The following is a 12,074-nucleotide window of genomic DNA, read 5'->3' on the forward strand; positions in this document are numbered from 1 at the left end:
GTGATTGTTTTACAGATGCGTTAAAAATTTGGTGCCAACCCTTCGGAAGGGATTAGGGAGTTTTTTCTGCAATCGAAACCATAAACCTTTCGTCAGTTCTTCCCCAAAAAACCACACAATGTTTATACAGTCGATGCCACGTTTTACTACATTGTGTAGCATGAATCATTCCACCGAAAAAGTAACACTCAAAAAAGCACTTCGACCGATACATCTTTGGGCGCTCGCGGTTGGCCTAGTTATATCAGGTGAATACTTTGGATGGAACTATGGATGGGGAGTTGCCGGCACCGTTGGCTTTCTTATAGCTACGCTTATTATCACGGTAATGTATATCACATTTGTGTTCAGCTTTACCGAGTTAACCACAGCGATACCACATGCAGGCGGGCCATTCGCGTATTCTTTTAAAGCTTTTGGACCTTGGGGAGGATTGATTGCAGGCTATGCTACACTAATTGAATTTCTTCTCGCCACCCCTGCCATTGCTTTTGCACTTGGGAGTTACGTTCATTTTATATACCCGACCGTGCCAGCCTTGTATACAGCTGTTGGCTGCTATTTGATCTTTACGCTTATCAACATGCTGGGTATAAAAGAGTCTGCTATCTTTTCGCTCGTGGTAACCTTGCTCGCTGTGGCCGAACTATTGATCTTTATGGGCATTGTTGCACCTCATTTTGAAATGAAAAATTTTCTAAGAGAGGCAATGCCTATACATTGGACAGGCGTTTTTGCTGCACTTCCATTCGCAGTATGGTTTTACCTTGCCATTGAAGGTGTGGCCATGGTAGCAGAAGAAGTTAAAGACCCACATAAAAATATTCCGTTAGGGTATATATCCGGAATCCTGACGTTAACTATACTGGCTCTTGGTGTTATGATTCTTTCAGGAGGCGCTGCTGACTGGCAGAAGCTTTCTGTCATTGATTATCCGTTGCCTGAAACTATCGGGCAGGTACTTGGTAAAGATAACAGTGTAACCAAATTATTTGCAGGTATCGGTATATTTGGATTAGTGGCTTCTTTCCACGGCATTATTATAAGCTACTCACGGCAGATTTTCGCAATGGCACGAAGTGGTTTTTTACCCTCCATTCTTTCACAGGTAAACAAAAAATACCAGACCCCACACTGGGCGCTGATCGTTGGCGGTCTTATCGGTATACTCGCCCTCTATTCCGGCACAACTGATAAACTTATCATTCTCTCAGGACTTGGGGCCGTAGTGATGTATATCATCAGCATGTTGAGTCTCTTCGCGCTTCGTAAAAAAGAACCTGATTTACCACGACCGGTAAAAGCACCGTTGTATCCGTACTTTCCCTGGATCGCCCTAATACTTTCCTGTTTGTGTCTGATTGCCATTGTATACTATAATTTCTGGCTGAGCATGATCTTCTTTGGAGGATTTGGTATTACCGCTATACTTTTTGTATGGAAGAAAAAAGATACCAGTCTCATGGAGAGTTCCGATTTGGTTGCATTGCCCGAAACGCATTAATCGATCGGACATGGCTTATCGTTATACTATACAAAATCGCACCTATACCTTTAGCGATTTGCGAATATTGCTTGCCAAGGCGTCTCCGTTTCGCTCCGGTGATGCACTTGCGAACCTGGCGGCAGAGCGTTATGAAGAACGTGTTGCAGCCCAGCTTGCATTGGCAGATATACCTCTAAAAAAATTTCTGGAAGAACCTGTCATTCCCTATGAAAAAGATGAAGTGACGCGGCTCATTATTGATTCTCACAATGTACTTGTCTTTAGTGCTGTGAGTAGCCTCACCGTTGGGGAACTCCGCGACTGGCTTCTCTCGGATCAAGCTACTACTCAAAGTTTACAGGCCATAGCAGATGGGCTCACACCGGAGATGGTCGCTGCTGTATCCAAACTGATGCGCAACCAGGACTTAATCGCTGTCGCTGCCAAATGTGAAGTAATAGCACGATTCAGGAATACACTAGGTATAAAAGGACATCTCGCTACTCGCCTTCAGCCAAATCACCCTACGGACGATCTCAAAGGAGTTGCTGCAAGTATACTCGATGGATTACTATATGGCAGTGGTGATGCTGTTATCGGTATCAACCCAGCAAGTGATAATCCTGCTGCTGTATTGGCGCTTCTTAATATGATTGACCAAGTGCGCGAACGCTTTGCTATACCTACACAGTCGTGTGTGCTGTGTCATGTTACCACAACGCTTCAGCTGGTAGAACAAAAAGCTCCTGTTGATCTTACTTTTCAATCCATCGGTGGTACAGAGAAGACGAACAAGAGTTTCGGTATAACACTATCATTGTTGGAAGAAGCCTATGAAGCTACACTTTCTCTTGGAAGAGGTACCGCTGGCAACAACGTAATGTATTTTGAAACAGGACAAGGGAGTTCGCTCTCTGCTAACGCTCATGAAGGTGTCGACCAGCAAACTTGCGAAGCGCGGTCGTATGCTATCGCCAAAAAATTCAAGCCGCTACTGGTTAACTCCGTTGTCGGATTTATAGGACCAGAATATCTATTCGATGGGAAACAGATTATCCGCGCGGCACTGGAAGATCATTTCTGTGGTAAACTTCTTGGGTTACCAATGGGTATGGATATATGCTATACTAACCATGCGGAAGCCGACCAGGATGACATGGACAATTTATTGACATTACTGGGTGTAGCCGGTTGTAATTATATAATGGGAGTACCCGGTGCCGATGATATCATGCTTAATTATCAGTCTACATCATTTCACGATGCGCTATATATCCGCAAAGTACTTGGTCTTCGGCCCGCACCTGAATTTGAACGCTGGCTAAAACGGCAAGGCATCGTTGATCGCGATGGCAATTTTTTGTCTGTTGTGGAGTCGCATCCGCTGTTGAAAGCGAAATGGTAAATTAATTCGTTTACCAACTCATTGTGCTGCCAGAAATAAAAATATAAGGTTGAGCACACATAATGTAGCATCAACAAGAAATATAAAATACATTTTACCTTTCAGCACTGGCCATACGTGAGGCTGATGATTATACTCTCGTATAGCGATTGGAAGATTCAAATAGAATTGCGTGCCATGTGCAAAGCTGAAAATTCCAGCGAATACAGCTTGCTGTAATGTAGTTGAAAAGATTGAAGGCTGCGAAAGAACTGCAAGTGATAAGATGGCAAATGCGAGATTCAATCCGCCTAAAAATTTGAGTGAATAGGCTAATATATCAAACGATGGCTTACTCCGATTTTTTTTTTTTATGATGAGCTTAGCCGCCTGACGTGACTTTATACCGAAATACCAAAAGCCAGCTCCAAACCACAAAGCATTCAAGACAAGAATGGTATTAAAGATGTATAGAAGACTCATTACACGCTGTTAGTTTTGTAATGATAGGAATAAAGATCTATATATTAAATCTCCACTGGCACTCCTGTTGAGTAATCTATTATTTTAAGATTCAATTGTTTGGAGATGGGTCGAAGCTTGGTGAGTAAGACCTCTTTACTATCCTTTGCCAGCAAATGAATCTTCTGTGTTTCGGAGAATTTTATATACCCATCGTATTTCTCCTTCCGAACTTCGGAATATCCAACGACATGATTCATTCTTTGAACAGTTTTATTCTTTTTTATAAACAAGTATTCTATCGTTTCAAATGTCTGTTTACTCCCGCTCTTCATCCCCAATATCCAGATGTAATCGAAAAATACTTTCGCTTCAAAATCTATACTCAATCGATAATGGGTAGTAAAGATCAGGAAACTAATAAAAAGTAGAGCAAGGCCTGCAATCAAACTTTCGAATATTACGAACATCGATGCAAGCAAAAGGCAAACTCCCAGAAAAACGATCGTCCAAGGAAAATATATCGTGTTTTTAAAATCGATTACTTTCATGTGATTATACAACAACAGTTAAATCAGGATCTCGATTTGCATTCAGTTTTTCGACACTAGCTTTGCTGATTTCAGATTTGTTCATTTGATGTTAGGTGTCTAAATATACACATCGCTATATCATATACAAATTATTCCTTACGGTAGACAACCGATTATCCAATTATGGTTGATTATCATGTTTTTAGTGAATGAATTCGATAAATATACCATCCCTCCTATTATCTTTACCTGTACCGGCATGACTCCTGAAAAGAAAACTACTATAGCAACAGATCCCTGGGGATCACTCAGGTCTTTCACTGCAGCTAGAATTGCGCTCGGTAGAACGGGTGTATCTGTTCCGTTGCAAGAAGCCTTGAAATTTAAACTGGCGCATGCGCATGCGCGTGATGCTGTATACTCTTTGTTAGATATAGCAGCATTGCATGCAGCGCTCGAATCTTTTACAGCACCTATATATCATCTGAAGAGCGAAGTGGTTAACCGGGAAGAATATCTAAAGCGGCCCGACCGTGGCAGAAGACTTGCAGTCTCCTCGGTATCGCTATTACGAGCTACCGATCACAAACCTGCCGATGTTGCTTTCGTGCTAGCAGATGGATTATCAGCAGAGGCCATTAACCTGCATGCTATACCCGTTTTAAAAAATGTTATCCAGTCATTAAAAGAATCAAATATAGCATTGGCCCCAATCTCCCTTGTCGAACAAGGGCGCGTAGCCATTGGCGATGAAATCGGATCATTACTGAATGCAAAACTCGTAGTAATCCTGATTGGTGAACGTCCGGGACTAAGCTCTCCCGATAGTATGGGTGCTTATATAACTTATGCGCCACGCGTAGGACTTACTGATGAATCACGTAACTGCATCAGCAACATCCGTCCTGAAGGGCTGATATATACTGATGCCGCTACCAAAATATTTTACCTCATACAAGAAGCACTTCGTCTTAAGCTATCGGGAGTAACGTTGAAGGATAATAGTAACTTGTTAAAAGGCCACTAGCTTCAGGATATAGTATAGCTGAAGCTAGTGGCTATGACTTATTCTGAACGCAATACCTTCGCGGGATTCGCGCCTGCTCCTCGGAAGATGTGTACACTGACGGTTGCTAGTGCAATGATTGCAAGTATAACTCCCGGCACTACAAAAAGATCCCAGGTGATGTCGATATGAAAAGCAAAGCTATCAAGCCAGCGATCTATACCATACCAGGTAATGGGTATCGCTATAATTGCAGCGATGAACACGAGTTTCATAAACTGACTTGAAAGCAACGACATAATGCTTGAAGTAGACGCGCCTAATACTTTACGAATGCTGATTTCACGGAGCTTCTGCGTTGTAGTAAAGCTGGCCAATCCCCATAAACCAAGGCACGCAATGACTATAGCAAGACCCGCAAACAAGCTAAAGATTTTTCCGAACTGCTGATCATCTTTATATTGTTTATCAAAGAAATCATCGAGGAAATAATAGTCGAACGGATTACCGGGAAACACTTCTTTATACTTTGCTTCAATCTGTTTTATAGACTCCTGTATATTACCTGATAGTCTTACAGAATAATTTCTTCGTGATACTTTATCCGATGCCAATAGTATAGGTATATGTTCGCTCTTGAGAGAATTCCAATGATAGTTCTTCAATACACCAATGATATCAACAGTGTCATCGCCCAGAATGATACGTTCTTCCAGGGCATGTCGTGCATCACCTAAGCCAAACGCTTTTAATGCAGCTTCGTTTACCAGCATTGCTCCTTTATCAGATTCGCGATTTGCATCCCACGATCTTCCCGATACCAGCTCCATGCCATACGTTGCCAGGAAATCCGGATCAACCCACGCTACATTTCCACTTTTACTTTCGCTTTGTTCGCTGCCATCTTTGCGCATACCCGTTCCCCAATTGAAACCGCCACCCGGTATAGATGCTGATGTTGTCACATTTTCTACGGATGCTATTTTCTTGATTTCATTTTTAAGCGTGATAAGTTTTTCTTCTACCGTTTCACGATTTGTTATCACACTCGGACCATTAAAAATCAGCATCTGTTCCATGTTGAAGCCCTTATCCTGACTACGCATAAATACAAGCTGGCGGTATATGGCAAATGTACCCGCTATCAGTATCAGCGAAGCAACAAATTGAAATACGACTAATACTTTACGCAACGAGAAACCACCGGTAACTTTGTCGGCTCCGCCCTTGAGCACTGCTGTAGTGTTAAAGGATGAAAGCACGAAAGCAGGATACGCTCCCGACACCAATGAACCTACTACAAACAATGACAATAACACTCCCCACAGACGGCCATCGGTGAAATCAAATACCAAATCTTTATCAACTATATCACCTAATACGGGCAGTAATAGTATAGATAGCAACACCGCCAGCACGATGCCTATAAAATTTACCAATACAGATTCAAAAATAAACTGCGATATCAGTTGTGTACGAAAAGCACCAATCGCTTTCTTAATGCCTACTTCGCGCGCGCGTTCTATAGCACGAGCCGTTGAAAGATTAATATAATTCACCCAGGCAATAGCCAGTATAAATATGGAGATGATGATAAAGAAATAGATCGAGTTAACACTCATGGTGGCACTCGATTCATTGTTGAAGCCAGGCGTTAAATGTATATCACGAATCGGTTGGAAGGTGAGCACCTGCCTACTGTTCGATTGAGCGAGATCTTTACCTTGATACTTTTCTATAAAGGCAGGCAACTTCTTTTCAACTTCTTTGGGATCAGCATGTGGTTGCAGTTCAACATACGTCACAAAATTATACCAGCCCCAGCCATTGTCGTTTTTATATTGTCCGTTCTGCATGATATTCTGAAAAGACAACAGAAAATCGAACGTAAAATGAGAGTTGTCAGGTACATCATCAATCACCGCAGTAACTTCATAATCACCATCAGCCCATCCACCAGATATAGTCAGGGGTTTACCCACTATATCTTCCGTATTAAAATATTTTTTTGCCATGGTTTTCGTAACCACTATGGAATTTGGCTTGTCCAGTGCAGTCGCGAGGTTACCCGACAATGCATTATATGTAAAAACATCAAAAAACGTTGAATCAACAAACTGAATATTTTCTTCGTGAAACGTTAATGGTTCAACCGCACCGGTATTGTTACTTACTACTGCTCCTCCATACATAGGGTGTGTTCGTGCATATGTTTTCACTTCTGGAATATCTGCTACCAACAACGGTCCCTGCGCATAGCCCGAGAGTGGTCCGGCACCGCGGTGTTCACCATTCGTATAGGTTGCAGTTACCGTACGGTATACATTTGAAGCATTGTTGTGATAATTATCATAGCTCAGTTCAAAGTCAACATACTTTAAAATGACCAGGCAAACCGCTACGCCTATAGCAAGACCAGCGATGTTAATGAACGAGTACAGTTTCCGTTTCAGCAAATTACGGATGGCAAGCGTGAGATAATTTTTAAACATACGGGTTGGGTTGTTGGAAGAATATAATGATCAGATGAAGCTTTTACATTTAAAGTTGCACGTGGCCTTGGTATTCTTGTCTTCCTTAGCACCTACTCCTCCCGCCCCACGTATTGTAAGAATACTTAAAGAATACACAATGGTTACAAGAAATGAACCAGTCAAGGTTCTCCTAATAACTGTTAGGGATTATCGCGCTTCTGTGTATTTTTGGCAATTGAATTCCATTGCAAATGAGTACGGAGACAATTTCATCTTCTAAAACCGATCACAAACCGTCCCTGAGCGGACATGTTGCACCCGAGCCGTATCGGCCCAAGAACAAAGTGAGGATTGTAACAGCTGCCAGTTTATTTGATGGACATGATGCTGCCATTAACATCATGCGCAGAATTATACAGGCAACAGGTTGTGAAGTAATTCACCTGGGCCACGACCGCAGTGTTGAAGAAGTGGTGAACACTGCAATACAAGAAGATGCACAAGCTATAGCGATGACGAGCTACCAGGGCGGGCACAATGAATACTTCAAGTATATGCATGATCTGCTCGTTGAAAAAGGTGCCGGCCATATCAAAATCTTTGGTGGTGGTGGTGGTGTAATTCTTCCTGACGAAATAAAAGAACTGATGGAGCATGGTATCACACGGATATACTCTCCGGATGATGGACGTGCATTGGGCTTACAAGGAATGATCAACGACTTGGTGGAGCAAAGTGATTATCCTACCGGTCTTGAAGTAATTCAGGATATAACACAGCTCAATACTAAAAATCATCTTCCTATAGCACAGCTTATTTCTGCTGCTGAAAATTATTATGACAAGCATAAAGATGTTTTTGAGCAGGTCAAGAAAAAAGCGTCTGAATCAAAGGCACCGATCCTTGGTATAACTGGTACAGGTGGAGCGGGTAAATCTTCCATGGTGGACGAACTGGTGCGAAGATTCCTGATTGATTTTAAAGACAAGACTATAGGTATAGTTTCCGTTGATCCTTCCAAACGAAAAACCGGAGGCGCTTTACTTGGTGATCGTATCCGTATGAATGCGATTAATAATTCACGGGTGTTCATGCGCTCACTGGCTACACGACAAAGTAATCTTGCGCTCTCTGCCTACGTGAAGGAAGCTATACAAGTGCTGAAGGCTGCAGGGTATGATCTGATCATTCTTGAGACTTCCGGTATAGGGCAAAGTGACACGGAGATTCTTGACCATAGTGATGCATCACTATATGTAATGACTCCGGAATACGGTGCTGCAACACAGCTTGAGAAAATCGACATGCTCGATTTTGCTGATGTTATTGCTTTGAACAAATTCGACAAGCGCGGTGCATTGGACGCATTACGCGACGTAAAGAAACAATATCAGAGAAATCATCAACTGTGGAATAGTAAGGTAGAAGACATGCCGGTGTTTGGCACCATTGCTTCGCAGTTTAATGATCCAGGTACAAATCAACTTTATAAACATATACTTGATACCATTGTAGCGAAGACAGGCGCCTCTTTGAAATCTACTTTTGAAATCACCCGGGAAATGTCGGAGAAGATCTTTGTGATTCCTCCCCACCGAACACGTTATCTCAGCGAGATCTCGGAGAGCAATCGTAGTTTTGATGGCTGGGTGAAAGAGCAGGCTGGTATAGCGCAGAAACTATATGCTATAGCACTATCTATTCAAACGCTTCAGCAATCATCGTTAGACGATAAAGATCGCATCATTAAAGGACTTCAAGAGCAATACGAAAAATTGAAGCTCGAACTTGATCCGAAGAACTATAAATTAATTGATGAATGGAAACAAAAGGTGCAGCAGTATAAAGAGCCACTTTTCAAATTCAAGGTGCGGGATAAAGAGATCGGTATACAAACGCATTCTGAATCTCTTTCTCATTTGCAAATTCCGAAGGTATCGCTTCCAAAGTATGAAGCGTGGGGCGAATTGTTACAATGGAGTTTACAGGAGAATGTACCCGGAGAGTTTCCCTATACTGCAGGTATATATCCCTTCAAACGCGAAGGTGAAGATCCTACCCGTATGTTTGCAGGTGAAGGCGGACCTGAAAGAACGAACCGGAGATTTCATTATGTAAGCATGGCTATGCCTGCAAAACGCTTATCGACTGCATTCGATTCAGTTACTCTTTATGGTAACGATCCGGATTATCGTCCGGATATATATGGCAAAATTGGAAACTCCGGGGTAAGTATCTGTTGTCTCGATGATGCCAAAAAATTATATAGTGGTTTTAACCTTGCTGATCCGAAGACATCTGTTTCCATGACAATCAATGGTCCGGCTCCGATGTTGCTTGGCTATTTCATGAATGCAGCAATTGATCAGCAGTGCGAAATATATATTAAGAAAAACGGTCTGGAGGATGAGGTAAAGAATACGATCCGTGAAATTTACAAAGGCCATGAAGGTGAACACCCTGCCTACCAGGGACCACTACCGAAGGGCAACGATGGATTAGGTTTGATGTTGCTTGGCGTTACAGGCAACCAGGTTTTGCCAACGGAAGTATATACTAAAATCAAAGCAGACACACTATCACAAGTACGAGGTACTGTACAGGCTGATATACTCAAAGAAGATCAGGCGCAGAATACATGTATATTCTCCACTGAATTTGCGTTACGTCTCATGGGAGATGTACAACAATATTTCATCGATCAGAATGTACGTAATTTCTATTCGGTATCTATATCTGGATATCACATTGCAGAAGCAGGCGCAAACCCGATCACACAATTAGCATTTACATTGGCGAATGGTTTCACGTATGTGGAATATTACCTGAGCCGTGGAATGAACATCAACGATTTCGCTCCCAATCTTTCGTTCTTCTTCAGCAATGGTATAGATCCGGAATATGCAGTGATCGGACGTGTAGCCAGAAGGTTGTGGGCGAAGGCTATGAAGAATAAATACGGTGCGAATGCACGCTCGCAGATGTTGAAATATCATATACAGACTTCGGGACGCTCGTTGCACGCACAGGAAATAGATTTTAATGATATCCGTACTACGCTGCAGGCGCTTTATGCGATTTACGACAACTGCAATTCGCTACACACAAATGCTTACGATGAAGCCATCACTACACCAACAGAAGAAAGTGTACGCAGGGCGATGGCGATACAACTGATCATCAACAAAGAATTAGGACTAGCGAAGAATGAAAATCCTTTGCAGGGATCTTTCATTATAGAAGAACTAACAGACCTTGTCGAAGAAGCAGTGCTCACCGAGTTTGATCGGATCACGGAACGTGGTGGTGTGCTAGGAGCAATGGAAACCATGTACCAACGTGGCAAGATACAGGAGGAGAGCCTATATTATGAAACACTAAAGCATACAGGCGAATATCCGATCATTGGCGTGAATACATTTCTAAGTTCAAAAGGATCGCCTACTATAATTCCGCGGGAAGTAATTCGCGCCACTACGGAAGAGAAGGAGTATCAGATTAAGATGCTGCGCACATTGCAATCATTCCAGCATACGAAGTCTTCGCAGGCATTGGAGCGCGTACAACAAGCTGCCATTCAAAACAAGAATATATTTGAGGAACTCATGGAAGCTACAAAGGTTTGCTCACTTGGACAGATCACGAAAGCGTTGTTCGAGGTAGGTGGGCAGTATAGACGGAACATGTAAGTCCGCTCGATTAAATACATTCTCCCGCAGACTTCGCAGATAGACGCAGATTTTAAATGCAATTTTATCTTCGCCTCAACCTCTGGATGCTCTACAGAAAGAAAAATGCACCTATATATAGGTGCATTTTCTGCGTTAATCTGCGAAGTCTGCGGGAGATAAAAACCAGCTACATATAGCTATCAAGCACTTCACTCCGCTCCGTAGCAATACTCTTTCAGGTAATCAGCAGCGTCATCAAAACCTGCGTTAAAAGCTTTTCTAAGACAACTGCAACCTTCATCTTGCTGTCCCTCTATTTCTACAAGCGCTGCACCTTTGTAAAATAACAGCGTAGCATTGGCGGGTTCATACTTCAGTCCTTTATTAATATACTGTAGGGACAACGCATACGCTCCTTGTTCGAGGCATAACGATCCCGCATAGAGGTAGGGTTGTACAAAGGATGGTTGTTGAGCAATGACACGATCGAATACGATCAATGCACTGTCCGGGTTGTTTTGATAGTAGTACGTCAGTCCAAGGAATGATTCTATTTCCGGGTTCGGCTGTTGTTGCAGTAAAGCACGAAGATCGGATTGAGCCTTTTTATACTCACCGGCATCCATTAGTACAGATGCTCTCCAGCGGATCAACTCGGGATTACCAGGACTTTGTTCGATGAATTCATTTAGATCCGCAAGCTGTGCTGTATGATCACCAAGTTCCTGGTTGATATATATACGTAGTAACTTAGCCTGTTGATCCGGCACACGCTCCAGGTATTGATTTACATCACGAAGCGATTTTTCAAAATCTTGCATACCATAATACGCGTAAGCCCGCTTATAGAGTACGCGATAATCTTCATCTGTCTTGAGTTTTGATTTATCAATGATCTTATCATATAGCTTAATCGCATCAGCAAATTTCTCCTGTGATACGAGTGTATCGGCATACGTTTCCCAGGCTACTGCCTCGTTTGCTTTGCCTTGACCCGCTACAAAAAAAGAACTCATCACCAGAAGTATGGTGATGAGTCTAGATATTTTATTACTCAT

The 12,074-nt window shown here is 42.5% G+C and carries 8 protein-coding genes; 4 read left to right on the plus strand and 4 right to left on the minus strand.

Annotation, left to right across the window (positions count from 1 at the left end; translation table 11 throughout):
• The first annotated feature begins 160 nt into the window (after nt 1–160).
• Nucleotides 161–1,504, plus strand: a complete 1,344-nt coding sequence (gene eat, locus B5Y40_RS26320; protein WP_079689839.1) for an ethanolamine permease — start codon at nt 161–163, stop codon at nt 1,502–1,504.
• 10 nt (nt 1,505–1,514) lie between these two features.
• Nucleotides 1,515–2,891 carry an ethanolamine ammonia-lyase subunit EutB gene (locus B5Y40_RS26325; protein WP_079689840.1) on the plus strand — a complete coding sequence of 459 codons (1,377 nt, stop codon included), beginning with the start codon at nt 1,515–1,517 and terminating at the stop codon, nt 2,889–2,891.
• An 18-nt stretch (nt 2,892–2,909) separates the two neighbouring features.
• Here the strand turns inward: B5Y40_RS26325 and B5Y40_RS26330 are convergent, their stop codons facing one another.
• Both B5Y40_RS26330 and B5Y40_RS26335 read right to left on the minus strand, forming a co-directional pair.
• A complete protein-coding gene (locus B5Y40_RS26330; protein WP_079689841.1) occupies nt 2,910–3,353 on the minus strand; it encodes a hypothetical protein in 444 nt (147 codons plus the stop codon).
• Nucleotides 3,354–3,397: 44 nt separating this feature from the next.
• Nucleotides 3,398–3,883 (minus strand): hypothetical protein, encoded by a 486-nt coding sequence (locus B5Y40_RS26335; protein ID WP_079689842.1) that lies wholly within the window; start codon nt 3,881–3,883, stop codon nt 3,398–3,400.
• A gap of 178 nt (nt 3,884–4,061) precedes the next feature.
• On the opposite strand from B5Y40_RS26335, the gene eutC reads away from it, so the two are divergent.
• Nucleotides 4,062–4,892: an ethanolamine ammonia-lyase subunit EutC gene (gene eutC / locus B5Y40_RS26340; RefSeq protein ID WP_245840805.1), complete on the plus strand. Its 831-nt coding sequence runs from the start codon at nt 4,062–4,064 to the stop codon at nt 4,890–4,892.
• Between the two features lie 38 nt (nt 4,893–4,930).
• Here eutC and B5Y40_RS26345 read toward each other — a convergent pair whose 3' ends face one another.
• Nucleotides 4,931–7,363 carry an ABC transporter permease gene (locus B5Y40_RS26345; protein WP_079689843.1) on the minus strand — a complete coding sequence of 811 codons (2,433 nt, stop codon included), beginning with the start codon at nt 7,361–7,363 and terminating at the stop codon, nt 4,931–4,933.
• Nucleotides 7,364–7,596: 233 nt separating this feature from the next.
• Here B5Y40_RS26345 and B5Y40_RS26350 point away from each other — a divergent pair, with 233 nt between their 5' ends.
• Nucleotides 7,597–11,034: a methylmalonyl-CoA mutase family protein gene (locus tag B5Y40_RS26350; RefSeq protein WP_079689844.1), complete on the plus strand. Its 3,438-nt coding sequence runs from the start codon at nt 7,597–7,599 to the stop codon at nt 11,032–11,034.
• Between the two features lie 191 nt (nt 11,035–11,225).
• On the opposite strand, the gene B5Y40_RS26355 is transcribed toward B5Y40_RS26350, so the two are convergent.
• Nucleotides 11,226–12,074, minus strand: coding sequence for a tetratricopeptide repeat protein (locus B5Y40_RS26355; RefSeq protein WP_079689845.1), 849 nt, complete (start codon nt 12,072–12,074; stop codon nt 11,226–11,228).

It is taken from the genome of Ohtaekwangia koreensis (assembly GCF_900167975.1).
Lineage (GTDB): Bacteria > Bacteroidota > Bacteroidia > Cytophagales > Cyclobacteriaceae > Ohtaekwangia > Ohtaekwangia koreensis.